This window comes from Sphingomonas baiyangensis (genome assembly GCF_005144715.1).
GTDB lineage: Bacteria > Pseudomonadota > Alphaproteobacteria > Sphingomonadales > Sphingomonadaceae > Sphingomonas > Sphingomonas baiyangensis.
On the sequence record NZ_SWKR01000002.1, the window covers coordinates 880316 to 895777 of the forward strand.

19 protein-coding genes are annotated in these 15462 nt (G+C 67.0%); 13 read left to right on the forward strand and 6 right to left on the reverse strand.

Features of this window, described 5'->3' with window-relative positions:
• Positions 1 to 8 precede the first annotated feature (8 nt).
• A complete protein-coding gene (locus FBR43_RS07475) occupies positions 9 to 398 on the reverse strand; it encodes a hypothetical protein (RefSeq protein ID WP_136942567.1) in 390 nt (129 codons plus the stop codon).
• 105 nt (positions 399 to 503) lie between these two features.
• Here FBR43_RS07475 and FBR43_RS07480 point away from each other — a divergent pair, with 105 nt between their 5' ends.
• From FBR43_RS07480 to FBR43_RS07525, 10 genes are all read left to right on the forward strand, one after another.
• Positions 504 to 1754, forward strand: coding sequence for an ATP-binding protein (locus FBR43_RS07480; protein WP_136942568.1), 1251 nt, complete (start codon positions 504 to 506; stop codon positions 1752 to 1754).
• A gap of 55 nt (positions 1755 to 1809) precedes the next feature.
• Entirely contained in the window at positions 1810 to 2835 is a 1026-nt protein-coding gene (locus tag FBR43_RS07485; protein WP_136942569.1) for a substrate-binding domain-containing protein, read from the forward strand.
• On the forward strand, positions 2832 to 4208 hold the full coding sequence (gene pstC, locus FBR43_RS07490) for a phosphate ABC transporter permease subunit PstC (RefSeq protein WP_136942570.1): 1377 nt from the start codon (positions 2832 to 2834) through the stop codon (positions 4206 to 4208). Before FBR43_RS07485 ends, pstC begins: the two co-directional genes overlap by 4 nt.
• Positions 4205 to 5506 (forward strand): phosphate ABC transporter permease PstA, encoded by a 1302-nt coding sequence (gene pstA, locus FBR43_RS07495; protein WP_136942571.1) that lies wholly within the window; start codon positions 4205 to 4207, stop codon positions 5504 to 5506. The genes pstC and pstA overlap by 4 nt, the downstream gene beginning before the upstream one ends.
• A complete protein-coding gene (gene pstB, locus FBR43_RS07500) occupies positions 5506 to 6282 on the forward strand; it encodes a phosphate ABC transporter ATP-binding protein PstB (protein WP_136942572.1) in 777 nt (258 codons plus the stop codon). Before pstA ends, pstB begins: the two co-directional genes overlap by 1 nt.
• Positions 6283 to 6304: 22 nt before the next feature.
• On the forward strand, positions 6305 to 6994 hold the full coding sequence (gene phoU / locus FBR43_RS07505) for a phosphate signaling complex protein PhoU (RefSeq protein ID WP_136942573.1): 690 nt from the start codon (positions 6305 to 6307) through the stop codon (positions 6992 to 6994).
• A gap of 11 nt (positions 6995 to 7005) precedes the next feature.
• Positions 7006 to 7698 (forward strand): phosphate regulon transcriptional regulator PhoB, encoded by a 693-nt coding sequence (gene phoB / locus FBR43_RS07510; protein WP_136942574.1) that lies wholly within the window; start codon positions 7006 to 7008, stop codon positions 7696 to 7698.
• 121 nt (positions 7699 to 7819) lie between these two features.
• On the forward strand, positions 7820 to 8269 hold the full coding sequence (locus tag FBR43_RS07515; RefSeq protein ID WP_136942575.1) for a hypothetical protein: 450 nt from the start codon (positions 7820 to 7822) through the stop codon (positions 8267 to 8269).
• Between the two features lie 113 nt (positions 8270 to 8382).
• Complete coding sequence (locus FBR43_RS07520; RefSeq protein WP_136942576.1) at positions 8383 to 9279, forward strand: SDR family NAD(P)-dependent oxidoreductase; 897 nt, start codon at positions 8383 to 8385, stop codon at positions 9277 to 9279.
• 66 nt (positions 9280 to 9345) lie between these two features.
• Positions 9346 to 10371: a hypothetical protein gene (locus FBR43_RS07525; RefSeq protein ID WP_136942577.1), complete on the forward strand. Its 1026-nt coding sequence runs from the start codon at positions 9346 to 9348 to the stop codon at positions 10369 to 10371.
• Here FBR43_RS07525 and FBR43_RS07530 read toward each other — a convergent pair.
• Both FBR43_RS07530 and epsC read right to left on the reverse strand, forming a co-directional pair.
• Complete coding sequence (locus FBR43_RS07530; RefSeq protein ID WP_136942578.1) at positions 10368 to 10715, reverse strand: DUF2794 domain-containing protein; 348 nt, start codon at positions 10713 to 10715, stop codon at positions 10368 to 10370. The genes FBR43_RS07525 and FBR43_RS07530 overlap by 4 nt on opposite strands.
• On the reverse strand, positions 10712 to 11389 hold the full coding sequence (gene epsC, locus FBR43_RS07535; RefSeq protein WP_136942579.1) for a serine O-acetyltransferase EpsC: 678 nt from the start codon (positions 11387 to 11389) through the stop codon (positions 10712 to 10714). The genes FBR43_RS07530 and epsC overlap by 4 nt, the downstream gene beginning before the upstream one ends.
• A 154-nt stretch (positions 11390 to 11543) precedes the next feature.
• On the opposite strand from epsC, the gene FBR43_RS07540 reads away from it, so the two are divergent.
• From FBR43_RS07540 to FBR43_RS07550, 3 genes are all read left to right on the forward strand, one after another.
• Positions 11544 to 12308 carry a sulfite exporter TauE/SafE family protein gene (locus tag FBR43_RS07540; RefSeq protein ID WP_136944085.1) on the forward strand — a complete coding sequence of 255 codons (765 nt, stop codon included), beginning with the start codon at positions 11544 to 11546 and terminating at the stop codon, positions 12306 to 12308.
• A gap of 48 nt (positions 12309 to 12356) precedes the next feature.
• Positions 12357 to 13265: a hydrogen peroxide-inducible genes activator gene (locus FBR43_RS07545; protein WP_136942580.1), complete on the forward strand. Its 909-nt coding sequence runs from the start codon at positions 12357 to 12359 to the stop codon at positions 13263 to 13265.
• A 245-nt stretch (positions 13266 to 13510) separates the two neighbouring features.
• On the forward strand, positions 13511 to 14056 hold the full coding sequence (locus FBR43_RS07550) for a fasciclin domain-containing protein (protein ID WP_249276496.1): 546 nt from the start codon (positions 13511 to 13513) through the stop codon (positions 14054 to 14056).
• An 85-nt stretch (positions 14057 to 14141) separates the two neighbouring features.
• Here the strand turns inward: FBR43_RS07550 and FBR43_RS07555 are convergent, their stop codons facing one another.
• From FBR43_RS07555 to pgsA, 3 genes are read right to left on the reverse strand one after another with little or no spacing between them, the layout of a single operon-like run.
• Entirely contained in the window at positions 14142 to 14591 is a 450-nt protein-coding gene (locus tag FBR43_RS07555) for a molybdenum cofactor biosynthesis protein MoaE (RefSeq protein WP_136942582.1), read from the reverse strand.
• Positions 14588 to 14845, reverse strand: a complete 258-nt coding sequence (moaD, locus tag FBR43_RS07560; RefSeq protein WP_136942583.1) for a molybdopterin converting factor subunit 1 — start codon at positions 14843 to 14845, stop codon at positions 14588 to 14590. The genes FBR43_RS07555 and moaD overlap by 4 nt, the downstream gene beginning before the upstream one ends.
• Positions 14845 to 15399: a CDP-diacylglycerol--glycerol-3-phosphate 3-phosphatidyltransferase gene (gene pgsA, locus FBR43_RS07565; RefSeq protein ID WP_136942584.1), complete on the reverse strand. Its 555-nt coding sequence runs from the start codon at positions 15397 to 15399 to the stop codon at positions 14845 to 14847. Before pgsA ends, moaD begins: the two co-directional genes overlap by 1 nt.
• Between the last annotated feature and the right edge of the window lie 63 nt (positions 15400 to 15462).

Sequence of the window (15462 nt, forward strand, 5' to 3'; positions counted from 1 at the left end):
GCGGCGGCTCAGCCGCGCGGCATCTGGAGCGATGCGAAGCAGGTGAAGCCGCTGGTGCCCTGCTGGAGCCGACGGATATAGTTGGTGTAGGCGCGGCTCTGCTCGGCCGTGGTCCCCGGCAACCTGCCGCCCGCCATCGCGCGCTTTACGTCCTCGCCGGTAAAGGGTCGTCCAGCCGGCGGCACGGCGCCCTGTGTACCGGGCGCGACGAGCGTGCCATCGGCTGCCACATAGCTGCCCGCACGACCGGCATCGGGCACGGGGATCTCGCAGGTCGAGATCGACGCGGCGGTCTGCGCCAGCGCCGGGCGGATCGAGACTATCGCCGACGCACCCACGGCGCCGAGCATCAGCGCACGGCGTGAACGATCGGGCTGCGAGGGGGGCTGATCGGTCATGGCGCAGTCATTCTAGCCTTTGCCGCCTTACGCAATGGTAAAAGAGGGTTAAGCGCCTTCCATTGTCGCTTTCGCGCGGTTCCTCGGCGTCCTACAGCATGCGCGATGCTGCACAATTGGGGGATTCGCGCCACGCTAGCGCTTTCGCTCGCCGCGATCACCGCGATCGCCGGCCTGATGATCGGCGCCAGCATCGAGGCGGTCGTGGTGGCGCTGGTCGGCGGCGTCGCGGCCGTGCTGATGGCGATCGGGAACGGCGACGCCGAGGGGGAACCCATGCCGTCGGCACAGCCCGCCTCGACGCCCGTCGCCTCCGCCACCCTGCTGGGCGAGATCATCGCGGCGATCGCCGAGCCGGTGCTCGTCATCGCCGACCGGCGCGTGCTCCACGCCAACGCAGCGGCACGTGCGCTGCTCGGCGAGCATATTCCGGGCGGCGACGTGCGTCTCGCGATCCGGCATCCGGCCGCCGCCGAGCGGCTGGTAACGCCCGGCGGGGCCGATGGCGCGCAACCTATTCATCTGGTGGGGCTCGGCACGCGCGACCAACGCTGGGAAATGCGCGTGCACGATCTTTCGACCGGCGAGCGCATCGTCCATCTGCTCGACCGCAGCGGCGCCTATGCTGCCGATCGCATCCGCGTCGATTTCGTCGCCAATGCCAGCCACGAGCTGCGCACGCCGCTCGCTTCGATTCTAGGCTTCATCGAGACGCTGCGCGACGAGGCGGGCGAGGATCCGCAGATTCGCGATCGCTTCCTGAAGGTGATGTACGATGAGGCGAACCGCATGCGCCGGCTGGTCGACGACCTCATGTCGCTGTCGCGCATCGAGGCCGAGAAGTTCCGCGAGCCGCACGAATCGGTGGATCTCGCCGCGCTGGTCGAGGAGGTGCGCGGCGAGATCGCCGCTGCCAGCAACGGGCGCGGAGCCGATCTGTGCACCGTCGTTGGCGATGTGCCGGCGGTACGCGGCGACCGCGCGCAACTAAGCCAGGTGCTCCACAACATCGTCGGCAACGCGATGAAGTACGGCCGCCCCGGAACGCCGGTGACGATCGCGTTGCAAGGCGACGGGCGTGCGATGGTGCGGCTTTCGGTCACCGACGAGGGCGAAGGCATCGCGCCCGAGCATCTGCCGCGATTGACCGAGCGCTTCTACCGCATCGATTCGGGGCGCAGCCGCGCGATGGGCGGCACGGGGCTCGGCCTGTCGATCGTCAAGCACATCGTCGAGCGTCATCGCGGTCGCCTCGATATCGCCAGCGTGCAGGGCGCGGGAACGACGGTCAGCGTGCTGCTGCCGACGGGCACCATGTCATCAAACCGCAACACCGCTGCAACAAAGGCTCCGTGAACGGCCGCTAGCGCCGATGACACGCCTTACCCGTCCCGTTGCGCACCGGATCATCATGCCACGCATTGCCTTTCCGCTCAGCCTGATCGCGCTCGCGCTTTCCGCGTGCAGCGACAGCGGCGCCGCGCGCGAGGAAATCCGGGTGGTGGGATCGTCGACGGTCTATCCGTTCACCACCGCCGTCGCCGAATCGTTCAACAACAGCCGGCCCGACATGCGCGCGCCGGTTATCGAGTCGACGGGCACTGGCGCGGGCATCAACCAGTTCTGCGCTGGCATCGGTCCGCAGCATCCCGATCTGCTCAACGCATCGCGGCGGATGACGATCGGCGAGTTCGAGCAGTGCGCCGCCAACGGCGTAACCGAGATCATGGAAGTGCAGGTCGGCGCCGACGGTCTTGCGATCGCGCAGGCGGCGCAGGCGCAGCCGCTGTCGCTGACGCGCGCGCATCTCTACCGCGCGCTTGCCGCCAATCCGATGGGCCGGCCCAACACCGCGCGGACCTGGGCCGATGTCGACCCCGCGCTGCCCGCCATCCCGATCACGGTGTTCGGTCCGCCCTCGACGAGCGGCACGCGCGATTCGTTCAACGAGCTGATGATGGAGCCCGGCTGCGAAGCGGCTTGGCCCGCCGCCGCCGAGCTCGAGGGCGACGCCTATGACGAGGCATGCGTGCTCATCCGCTCCGACGGCCCCTATGTCGATGCCGGCGAGAACGACAATCTCATCGTGCAGAAGCTGGTCGCCGATCCCAGCGCGATCGGCATTTTCGGTTTCAGCTACCTCGAGGAGAACGCCTCGCGCGTGCGCGGCCTGCCGATCGACGGCACCACGCCGACCTACGAGACGGTGGCGAGCGGCGCCTATCCCGGCGCCCGCCCGCTCTACATCTACGTCAAGAAGCGCCACATCCGCGCGGTGCCGGGGCTCGCTGCATTCCTCGAGGATTATGCAGCGGCCTGGGGGCCGGACGGTCCGCTGGTGCGACGCGGCATGATCGCAGCACCCGCGCCCGTTCGCGAGCGGTCGGCCGCGATCATCGCGCGCGGCATGACGCTCTCGGCGGACGCGCTGCGATGACATTGTTTCCCCTCATCCTGCTCGCATTCGGCTTGGCGCTCATCGGCTGGCTGGTCGCGCGCGCGCGCGCTGCGCGGCTCCAGTCGAGCGGGCGCGAGCGCCTCCACTCGCTGCCCGGTCAGCATGGCTGGTACGTCGCGATGTGGATCGCGGCGCCGACGCTGATCTTCATCGCCTTCTGGTCGTGGTTGAGCCCGGCGCTCGTCGTCGATGCGGTGCTTGCGACGCCTGAGGCGGCGCAATTGCCCGCCGCCGGCTTCGAGCGGCAGGCCATTCTCGGCGAAGCGCGCGCGCTGGCGGGCACCGAAGGGCTTGGCGCGTTCAACCCGCTCGCCGAGACGCTGGCCCCCGCGTTCGAGGTCTATATCGCACGCTATGCGTGGATCGGCACCGGCATTGCCGTGCTGCTCGCGTTCGCCGGCGGCGCCTATGCGTTCACGCGCATCGCGCCCGCCTTTCGCGCCCGCACGCAAGTCGAGCGCGGCGTGATGCTGATGCTGCTCGTCGCGTCGCTCATCGCGATCCTGACGACGCTCGGCATCTTCCTGTCGCTGCTGTTCGAAAGCGCACGCTTCTTCTCGATCGTCTCGATCACCGATTTCCTGTTCGGCACCGTGTGGAGCCCGCAGGTCATCAGCGAGCGCGATCCGGGTGCGACGCTCGGCGCGGTGCCGCTGTTCTGGGGCACCTTCTTCATCGGCGCGGTGATCGCGATGGCGGTGGCGATCCCGCTGGGGCTGATGAGCGCGATCTACCTCACCCAATATGCAGCACCCGCGGTGCGCCGCTGGATGAAGCCGCTGCTCGAGATTCTCGCTGGCGTGCCGACCGTGGTTTATGGCTATTTCGCCGCGCTTACGGTGGGGCCGGCGCTGCGCGACTTCGCCGCGCTGTTGGGCTTTCCGTACGCCAGTTCGGAAAGCGCGCTCGCGGCGGGGCTGGTGATGGGGGTGATGATTATACCCTTCGTCTCGTCGATGGCCGACGATTCGATCGCCGCGGTGCCGACATCGATGCGCGACGGCAGTCTGGCGATGGGTGCCACCACTTCGGAAACGATCGGGCGCGTGCTGCTGCCGGCGGCGCTCCCCGGCGTAGTCGCCGGCATCCTGCTCGCGGTCAGCCGCGCGATCGGCGAGACGATGATCGTCGTCATGGCCGCATCGGGTGCGGCGAACATCACGCTCAACCCCATGGAGAGCGCCACCACCGTCACCAAGCAGATCGTCGATCTGCTGACCGGCGAGGCCGAGTTCGACAGTCCCAAGACGCTTGCCGCCTTCGCGCTCGGGCTCACGCTGTTCGTCATCACCTTCCTGCTCAACATCGTCGCGCTGCGCGTGGTGAAGCGCTATCGCGAGGCCTATGAATGAGTAGCACCCTCGTTCCCGAAGTTCCTGTCACCAACGGCCGCGAGCCGGCCGAGCGCGCGCCGACCGACTGGAAGACGCACGCGATGCAGTCGCGCATCCGCAAGCGCTATGCCGCCGAGCGCCGCTTCCGGCTGCTCGGGCTCGGAGCCGTCGCATTGTCTGCGGCGTTTCTCGTCTTCCTGCTCGGTACCATGCTCATCAACGGCGCGGGCGGCTTCGTGCGCACCGAGATCGCGCTCCCGCTCGATTTCCCCGCGCTGTCGCTCGATGTCGAGCGCGAGCAGCTCGCGCAACGCGGCGCCGATCTGGCGCTGGCGGGTGCTGGCCTCCAGAACGCCGTCGGCGTCGCCGCGGTCTCGGCATTCGGCGACGAGGGCGAGGACTATCTGGCCGACAATGCCTGGCTGACGGTGCGCGAGGCGATCAAGGACGATCCCTCGATCCTCGACCGGCGCGTCACCATCGCGGTGCCGGCGTCGAGCCGCATCCATCTGGCCGCCACCGACGATGCCGAGCCCGCCATCGAGGCCGCCGCCGCGCGTCTGAATGCGGCGGGTGCGCTGACGCGCGGGTTCAACTGGAGTTTTCTCACGGGCTCCGATTCGACCGATCCCACCAGCGCGGGCATCTGGGGCGCGCTCAAGGGTTCGCTGCTGACCATGGCGGTCACGCTAGCGCTTGCCTTCCCCATCGGCGTGCTATCAGCGATCTATCTCGAGGAATATGCGCCCAAGAACCGCTGGACCGACCTGATCGAGGTATCGATCAACAATCTGGCGGCAGTGCCCTCGATCATCTTCGGGTTGCTCGGCCTCGCGGTGTTTCTCGGCACGTTCAACATGCCCCGCTCGGCACCGATCGTGGGCGGCCTCACGCTGGCGCTGATGATCATGCCCGTCATCGTCATCGCCGGGCGCAACGCCATCAAGGCGGTGCCGCCCTCGATCCGCGACGCGGCCCTTGGCGTCGGTGCCAGCCGCGTGCAGGTGGTGTTCCACCATGTCCTGCCCCTCGCGCTGCCGGGCATCCTTACCGGCACGATCATCGGCATGGCGCGCGCGCTAGGCGAGACGGCACCGCTCCTGATGATCGGCATGCGCGCCTTCATCGGCTCGGCGCCCGAGGATCTCGCCAGCCCCGCAACCGTGCTGCCGGTGCAGATCTTCCTGTGGTCCGATCAGGTGAGCAGCGGCTTCGTCGAGAAGACCTCGGCCGCGATCATCGTGCTGCTCGTCTTCCTGCTCGCGATGAACGCGCTCGCCATCTATCTTCGCAACCGCTTCGAGACCCGCTGGTGATGACCGATAATTCCCTGCCCGCGACCAAGATGTCGGCGCGCGACGTGCACGTCTATTATGGCGCCACGCACGCCATCAAGGGCGTGTCGATCGACGTCGATCAGGAGAATGTAACGGCGTTCATCGGTCCCTCGGGCTGCGGCAAGTCGACCTTCCTGCGCACGCTCAACCGCATGAACGACACCATCCCCATCGCGCGTGTCGAAGGCGACATCACGCTCGACGGCGAGAACATCTATTCGCCCGCGATGGACGTGGTGCAGCTGCGCGCGCGTGTGGGCATGGTGTTCCAGAAGCCCAATCCCTTCCCCAAGTCGATCTACGAGAATGTCGCCTATGGGCCGCGCATTCATGGCCTTGCGCCGGTCAAGAGCGACATGGATCGTGTGGTCGAACAGTCGCTGCGCCGCGCGGGGTTGTGGGAGGAAGTGAAGGACCGGCTGCACGATTCGGGCACCGCGCTTTCGGGCGGCCAGCAGCAGCGGCTGTGCATCGCACGCGCGATCGCTGTCGATCCCGAGGTAATCCTGATGGACGAGCCCTGCTCGGCGCTCGATCCCATCGCGACCGCCAAGATCGAGGAGCTGATTCACGAGCTGCGCGGCCGCTACGCCATCGTCATCGTCACGCACAACATGCAGCAGGCCGCGCGCGTATCGCAGCGCACCGCCTTCTTCCACCTGGGCCATCTGGTGGAATATGGCGTAACTTCAGATATCTTCACCAATCCGAGGCAGGAACGCACCAAGGATTACATCACCGGTCGCTACGGCTAACGGCACCGGTCGGGAACTTCGCATGAACGAACATACCGTAAAGGTCTTCGACGACGAACTGGGGCAGCTGCGCGGTCTGATCGCGCAGATGGGCGGGCTTGCCGAAGCCGCGATCGAAGGGGCGATTCAGGCCCTGGTGCGCCACGATCTCGAAGCCGCCGCCGAGGTGGTGCAGGGCGACAAGCGCATCGACGCGCTCGAGAGCGAGGTCGAGCGGCTTGCCGTCCAGCTGATCGCGCTGCGCGCGCCGATGGCCGACGATCTGCGCGAGGTGGTGGCCGGCATGAAGATCGCCAACGTCCTCGAGCGCGTGGGCGACCATGCCAAGAACATCGCCAAGCGCGTGGTCGAGGTCGAGCAAGCCAATCACATCGAGCCCTTGTCGGTGCTGCCTGCGATGGCGACCGTCGCCAGCGACATGCTGCATGACGTGCTCGACGCGTTCGCCGCGCGCGATGCCGAGCTTGCCGCCTCGATCGGCGAGCGCGACCGCGCGGTCGACGATTTCTACAACTCGCTGTTCCGCGCGCTCGTTACCTTCATGATGGAAAACCCCAAGAGCATCACGCAGGCGACGCATCTGCTGTTTATCGCCAAGAATCTCGAGCGGATCGGCGACCAGGCGACCAACCTCGCCGAGATGGTCTATTACGCCGCGACGGGCGAACAGCTGGGCGAGCGCGACAGGATGGATACGATCTCGGGCAAGTAAGGATCGCTACGATGGCGCGGGTACGCATGTTGCTGGTGGAAGACGATGCGGCGCTCGCCGAATTGCTCACCTGGCATTTCAAGCGCGAGGATTTCGAGGTCAAGCACACGCCCGATGGCGAGGAAGCGCTGCTGCTGGCCAAGGAGGCGACGCCCGATATCGTGCTGCTCGACTGGATGGTCGAGGGTCTTTCGGGAATCGAGGTCTGCCGTCGCCTGCGCCGGATGAGCGAGACGGCGAACGTACCGATCATCATGCTCACCGCGCGCGGCGAGGAGGAAGACCGCGTGCGCGGGCTCGAGACCGGCGCCGACGATTATGTCACCAAGCCCTTCTCGCCGCGCGAACTCGTCGCGCGCGTGGGCGCGGTACTGCGCCGCGTGCGCCCGGCGCTCGCGGGCGAACAGCTTACCTATGCCGATATCGAGATGGACACGGTAGGCCATAAGGTGCGGCGCGGCGGCGCCGTCGTACCGCTCGGCCCTACCGAATTCCGGCTGCTTAAGCATTTCCTCGAACATCCGGGCTGGGTGTTCTCGCGCGAGCGGCTGCTCGATGCGGTATGGGGCCATGACAGCGATATCGAGAGCCGCACCGTCGACGTGCATATCCGCCGCTTGCGCAAGGCGATCAATCACGGCGACCGACCCGACATCATCCGCACCGTGCGCTCGGCGGGCTACGCGCTCGATTCGGGGGGCTGAGCCGCCAGGTGCGGCGACCGGGTACGGATTCGGAGACGAAACGACGGAAAGAATTGGCAGGACGGGCGTTCCCCTAGCCTCAGCACGCATCAATGCGTGCAGTTTCGAGGAGCGTTTCACGATGAAGTTCATCGCCATGAGCACCGCCCTGCTGCTGAGCAGCGCGGCCTTCGCCCAGACCATGCCTGCCCCCACAACGCCGCCCGCCGGCCAGATGCAGGGCGATACCACGATGCAGGAAACGCCGACGCCGATGCAGCCGGTGCAGGACGAGCCGGTCGAGCAGACCGCGCCCGATCAGTCGATGCAGAGCCAGCCGATGCAGCAGCCGATGCAGAACTCGACCATGCCGATGGCGGGTCAGTCGGGCATGAGCGGCGGCAACATGACCGAAGGTGGCTACATGCCCGCGCAACCGCCCATCAGCGGCACGCCGGCAGCCGGCGCCAACGTCCGCTTCGTCCCCGCGCCGCCGCCGTCGCAGGTCTATCCCGCGCCGGCACCGCTCGCCGAATATCCGGTGTGCAAGCGCGGCCAGACCGACAAGTGCCGCAATCCCGGCGGCGTCTGATCGTCTGACCCCATAATGCTGAAAAAGGGGCGTGGCAGCGATGCCGCGCCCCTTCTTTCGTATCCGAAAGCTTTGCCCTAGGCACCATGCATAGGATGTTTGGGGAGGCCGAATTGGCGATACGTTTCGATGGAAGGACCGCGATCGTCACCGGCGCGGGCGGCGGGCTGGGCCGGGCCTATGCGCTCGAATTGGCGCGGCGCGGCGCCAATGTGGTGGTCAATGATCTGGGCGGCGCGCGCGACGGTGCGGGTACGTCGGACACCGCGCAGCGCGTGGTCCACGAGATCGTGGCCGAAGGCGGAAGCGCGATCGCCAACGGTGGCAGCGTGACCGACGCTGCCGCGATGGAGGCGATGGTCGCCGAGGCGCGCGAACGCTTCGGGCGGGTCGACATCCTCATCAACAATGCTGGCGTGCTGCGCGACAAGAGCTTCGCCAAGATGAGCCACGAGGATTTCGCGTTCGTGGTGCAGGTGCATCTGATCGGATCGGCGATCTGCACCTCGGCGGTGTGGGAGGCGATGCGCGACCAGCGATACGGCCGCATCCTGATGACGGCATCGTCGACGGGCCTGTACGGCAATTTCGGCCAGGCGAATTACGGCGCCGCCAAGCTCGGACTCGCCGGCTTGGCGCGAACGCTGCATCTCGAGGGCGCTAAATATAACGTGCGCGTCAACACCATCGCCCCGACCGCAGGCACGCGCATGACCGAGGATATCTTCCCCGAGGCCGCCTATGCGCTGTTCACGCCCGAAAGCGTGGCCCCGGCGGCGCTCTATCTCGTCAGCGAGGATGCGCCGAGCAACGTGATCGTCGGGGCGGGCGCCGGCGTGTTCCAGGCAACGAACATCACGCTGACCGACGGCGTGCGCCTGACCGGCGACGACCTCAGCCCGGAGGGCGTCGCCGCGAACTGGGCCGCGATCATCGACCGGGCGGGCGAGATCGTGCCGCAATCGGGCAGCGAACAGGCGCAGGCGATCTTCCGCAAGCTGCAAGGTTGAGCGCCTAAGCCGTATTGCATGAGCAATACACTGGTGTCATACTTCCCCAATACAGGGAGGTGACCGATGTATAGCGAAAGCGATCTGAACGGCGCGGTCGAGGCCGGCATCCTGCCGCGCAAAACCGCCGATGCGTTGCGCAACCATGTCGCGGCGCAGCGCCGCACGCCCGCCGTCGACGAAGAGCATTTTCGCCTTCTCACGGGCTTCAACGATATTTTCGTGGCAGTCGCGCTGGCGCTGCTGCTGGCCGCGATCAGCCAGATCGGGGCGGCAATCACGCCCGCCGCGGGCGGTCTCGGCGTGGCAGTGGCGGCGTGGTTTCTCGCTGAATATTCCACGCGGCGCCGGCGCATGGCGCTGCCGAGCATCCTGCTGATGCTCGCTTTTGTCGGCGGCGTCATCGCAACGCCTGTGGCCGCGCTGGCTGCCGCCAACCCCATGCTGCCCGATCGCATTGACGCGCTCGTCATGGGGGCGATCGCACTGGGCGGGGCTGCCGCTGCATGGGCGCATTGGCGGCGCTTCATGGTGCCGATCACCGTTGCCGCAGGCGCGCTGGCGATCGTCGGCACCGCAATTGCGCTGCTGGTAGCCGCATTTCCCGGAATCGGCGACATGGCGTTTCCGTTCGTACTCCTGGGCGGCCTCGGCGTGTTCGCGCTCGCAATGCGCTGGGACATGAGCGACACCGCGCGGCAGACTCGGCGCAGCGACGTGGCGTTCTGGCTGCACCTAGCCGCCGCGCCGCTCATCGCGCATCCGATATTCCAGATGCTCGGCGTGCTCGACGGCACGATCGGCGTGCCGGTAGCAGTGCTTGTACTGGGCCTCTACGTCGCCTTCGGCCTCGTCGCGCTGGCGATCGATCGGCGCGCGCTGCTCGTATCGAGCCTCGCCTATGTCCTCTATGCACTCTATGCGATGTTCGTCGCCGTCGGCGCGGTCGAGCTCGGCGCGGCGTTCACCGGGCTGCTCATCGGATCGGCGCTGCTTACGGTGTCGGCCTTCTGGCAACCGATGCGGCAGCGCGTGGTAGCAATGCTTGGCAGCCTCGGGCGGCGCCTGCCGCCGGTCGCCGCTACGGCCTAGTCGGCGATCAACTTCATCAGCCGGCGCTCGATGGGTGCGAGGACCGGGGGAAGGTCATGGCCGCGGCGCAGCACATGGCCGCCCTCGCCCACCAGCGCCCACATGCCCTGCCGGTTGCGCAGCGCGGGGCGCTTCTCGATACGATATTCGGGATGCTCGGCGGCGCGACGAAAGGCAGCGAATACCGCCGCGTCGCGCCCCAACTGCATCGCATAATCGCGCCAATGCCCTGCGGCGACCATCCGACCGTAGAGGTCAAGAATGCGCATGAGTTCCTCGCGCTCGAACCCTACCTGCGACGGCGCGCCGGTGCCGCCACGCAACGGAATGACGATACCGCTCACGCGCGATCGCGGCGCTCGGCTTCTTCGGCCATCAGCGCATCGAGCCGTCCGCGCAGCGTCTCGAGCTCGCAGCGCAGCAGCTCGATCTTCTGCGTCGCGGGGTCGAACTGCTGCGCACAGGGCGTGCCATAGGGCACGAACGCGCGCTGATACGTCTCGGCCTCGACGGGAACGGGCTTGGCGGGAATGCCTACCACCGTCGCCCCTTCGGGCACGTCCTTCGTGACCACGGCATTGGCACCGACACGCGCACGCGCGCCCAGCGTGATTGGCCCGAGCACCTGCGCGCCCGATCCGACGATGGCCCCATCGGCCAGCGTCGGATGGCGCTTGCCCGCGACGCCGTTGTCGGGGCTGGTGCCGCCCAGCGTCACGCACTGATAGATCGTCACATCGTCGCCGATCACCGCCGTCTCGCCGATGACGGTGAAACCATGATCGATGAAGAAATTGCGGCCGATCGTGGCGCCCGGATGGATGTCGATCGCGGTCATCCAGCGCGACCAGTGATTGACCAGCCGCGCGAGGAAGAACAGGCGCCAGCCGAAAAGCCGGTGCGCGATGCGGTGGTAGAAAAGCGCCCAGACGCCCGGATACAGCAGGATCTCTGCGCGCGAGCGAGGTGCCGGATCGCGCGCGCGAATCGAATCGAGATAGGCCAAAAGACCGTTCATGGTGGCGCTCCCTGGCCGCTGGCAGCAATCTAGGTAGCTGAACAGCCGATTTCCAGCACTGCGCGACCATCGCTTCGCATCGCGAAAGCCGATGTATCTTGTAGGATTTGCTACGATCGCGCAGACCGGCGCACCGATCGCCGGAAGGACGAGCATGCTGCCCTTCGAGTTCTCCGACTTGTTGCCCTATATCGCCGTGGGGCTCGCCGCGCAGATCGTTGACGGCGCGCTGGGCATGGCGTTCGGTGTCATATCGAGCACGCTGCTCGTCAGCGTGCTCGGCGTGCCGCCCGCTACGGCATCGGCGGGCGTGCATCTTGTCGAGTGCTTCACCACCGGTGTTTCGGGCATCAGCCATGCGCTGCACCGGAACATCAACTGGCGGCTGTTCTTCCGGCTGCTGATACCCGGCGTGTTCGGCGGCGTGACGGGTGCCTATCTGCTCACATCGCTCGATGCCGACGTGACGCGCCCGTTCGTGATGACCTATCTGGCCGCCATCGGCATTTATCTGCTGGTACGCGGCCTGCGCTTTCCGCCCAAACGCGATCGCGAGCCCAAGGTGATCGAGCCCCTGGGGCTTGCCGGCGGCTTTCTCGATGCCGCAGGCGGCGGCGGCTGGGGGCCGGTGGTGACGTCGAACCTGCTGATCCAGGGCGCGCAGCCGCGCACGACGATCGGCACGGTCAACTCGGTCGAGTTCTTCCTCACCGTCTCGATATCGATCACCTTCCTGCTGTCGCTCGGCTTTGCCGCCTTTTCCGAGGCGGTGGTCGGCCTGCTGATCGGCGGCGTGATCGCCGCACCCTTCGGCGCGCTCGTCGCCAAGCGCGTGCCGACGCGCGCGCTGCTGGTCATGGTCGGTATCGTGCTGACCGCCACCAGCAGCTTCGCGGTGTATCAGGCGCTGACGCGTTAGCCGTGCGGGCGCTGGAAATCGGTCGCACAACGGCGTAGCAGCGCGTTGATGGCGGTCTATCTTCCTACGCTCAAACAGCTGCAATATCTGGTTGCACTGCACGAGGCAGGGCATTTCGGCCGTGCCGCCGAAGCGTCACACGTCACCCAATCGACGCTGTCGGCGGGTCTGCGCGAGCTCGAGACGCTGATCGGCGTCACGCTTGTCGAGCGCACGCGCCGCGTCGTGCGCTTCACCCCGCTCGGCGAACGGATCGTGGCCAAGGCGCGCCGCGTGCTGCGCGAGGCCGACGAGCTCGGCGATATCGCACGCTCGGCCGGGCGGCCGTTGACGGGCGAACTGCGCATGAGCGTTATCCCCACGATCGCGCCCTTCCTGCTGCCGCGCGTGCTGCCTGCGTTGCGCAGCGCCTATCCCGACCTCAAGCTCTTCCTGCGCGAGGAACCGAGCGGGCAGGCCTGCGAGGGATTGAACCACGGACGGACCGATTGCGTGCTGCTCGCGCTGCCCTGGGCGTGCGGCGACGTCGAGGCCGAGATCCTGTTCGGCGACCGGCTGCTCGTCGCCTTCCCGCGCGATCAGGCGCTGCCGGGTCATGGTCCGGTGATGGCCGAGGATATCGACGAGACGCGGCTGCTGCTGCTCGAGGACGGACATTGCCTCAAGGATCACGCGCTGGCACTCTGCACGCAGCCCGAACTGCGCGGCCACGCGGCGATGCTCGGCACGTCGCTCCACACGATCGTGCAGATGGTCGAGAACGGGCTGGGCGGCACGATGCTGCCGCAGATGGCGATCGACGCCGGCATTCTCGAAGGCACGCAGATCGTCGCGCGCCCGGTCGAGGCCGATCGCGCGTACCGCCGCGTGGCGTTGATATGGCGGCGCGCAAGTCCCCGCGAGCGCGATTTCCGGTTGCTGGCCGACCTGCTGCGATCGCAGGCGCCCGCCAATTGAACCGCGTTACAAGAGGCGACCAAACGGCATCGTCGGCGACGCACTACAGCTTTTAGACCGGGTACGAAACCAATCGCCCTGTTCAGGCGTATGTCAGGCGATGTCGTCTAGATCAGCGCGACATTCCCAATTCATTTCGATCGGAGAAACCAATGCTTCGTATCCACGCTATTGCCGCCGCTGCGCTGGCGGCCACGTCGTCCATCGCCATCGCGCAGACCACACCCGCAGCTGCCCCGACCGCCATGCCGCAGACCATGGACCACTCGCAGCATAACATGACGGGTGCGACGGCGACGACGCAGACGGCGACCACGACGCCCGCCACGTCGACCTCGACCAACACGATCGTTGAGACCGCCGTCGCCACTCCCAGCCTCTCGACGCTGGTCACCGCAGTCCAGGCGGCCGACCTTGCCGACACGCTCTCGGGCCCGGGTCCCTTCACAGTGTTCGCCCCGGAGAACGAGGCTTTCACGCGGCTCGCGCCGGGCACGCTCGACACGCTGCTGAAGCCCGAGAACAAGGCGACGCTCGCCAAGGTGCTCACCTACCATGTCGTGCCCGGCAAGGTGACGCTCGAGCAGCTCAAGGCGCAGATCGCCGCCGGTAACGGCACCGCGACGCTCACCACCGTCGAGGGCAGCCCGCTGACCGTGGCCGAGGAAGGTGCCGCGATCGTGCTGACCGATACGAGCGGCAACAAGAGCTATGTGGCCAAGCCCGACCTCGAGCAGTCGAACGGCGTCGTGCATGTGGTCAATGGCGTGGTCGTGCCCAAGCTGACCTGAACCGGGTCGAAGTTCGCGTAAGCGTAAGCGTATCGATGGCGCCGTCGGGGCAACCCGGCGGCGCTGTTGCATTAGCACCGTGCGATCAGGCTCGGCCGTCGCTCCATTTCGCGGCGGCTGCATCGTCGCCCGCACGCGCCTCGACCCAGCGGGCACCCGCAGCGTGCTCCTCACGCTTCCAGAACGGCGCCTCGGTCTTGAGCAGATCGATGCACTGCGCCGTCGCCGCCAGCGCATCGTGGCGATGCGGCGCAGCCGCCGCCACCATTACGATGCGCTCGCCCGGCAGCATGGTGCCGACACGGTGGTGTATGGCGATCGCCGACAGCCCGAACCGGCGCGTGGCATCGGCAGCGATGTGGTGCAGCGCGGCCTTGGTCATCGCCGGATAATGTTCGAGCGTGAGCGCGCGCACGCCGTCGTCGGTGCGCACGATGCCGACGAAGGTCGCTACCGCGCCTGCGCCGTTTCCCTCGACCAGCGCGTGGACTGCCGCAACGTCGATTGCTGCAGTATTAACGCTAATGTCGATCATCCGCCCGTCACCGGCGGGAAGATCGCAACCTCGCTGGCCCCCGATATGGTTGCTTCGAGCGGGCGGAACTGCTGGTCGACCGCCGCGCGCAGCCGTTCGGGCTCGCCGAACGCGGCGGCATGGCCGGGGCTGCGCTGAGCGAGCCATCCGATGAGCTGCGCGACCGTGCCGATGTCATCTGGCGGCGTCAGTCGTTCCTCGGCAAGTCCCACGCGCTCGCGTACCCAGGCAAAATAGAGGATCGTCAGCGCCATCAGCTGTCCATGTGCCGAAAACCGACGCGCAGATAATCCCAGCCCGTCGCCAGCGTCAGCACCGCCGATCCCCATAGACAAGCGAGCCCTACGATCTGCACGAACGGCCAGCCGGGCGTCGCTCCGGCGAGGATGAGTGCTCCCAGCGCCACCAGTTGCAGCGCGGTCTTCCACTTCGCCAGCTTGGAGACGGGCACTGATACGCGCAGCCCCCCGAGGAACTCGCGCAAGCCCGATACCATGATCTCGCGCAACAGGATGACCAGCGCGGCGATCACGTGCAGCCCGGCAATGTCGCGCGTGGCGACGAGGATCAGGATCACCGCCGCGACCATGATCTTGTCGGCGATCGGATCGAGGAAAACGCCGAGCCGCGACACCGTCCCCTGCGAGCGCGCGAGATAGCCATCGAGATAGTCGGTGAAGCCGACGATGCAGTAGAGCACGAAGGCAAGCAGATAGCCGAGCTGCCAGCCAGGCCACCACAGCAGCGCGACGAGCAGCGGCACCGCGAAGATTCGCGACAGCGTCAGGATGTTGGGAAGCGTCAGCATCGTACCTCCCCCTAACAGCATGGGGCGGCCGGGGGGAAGATTCATCGATTGAGGGCGCGTGCC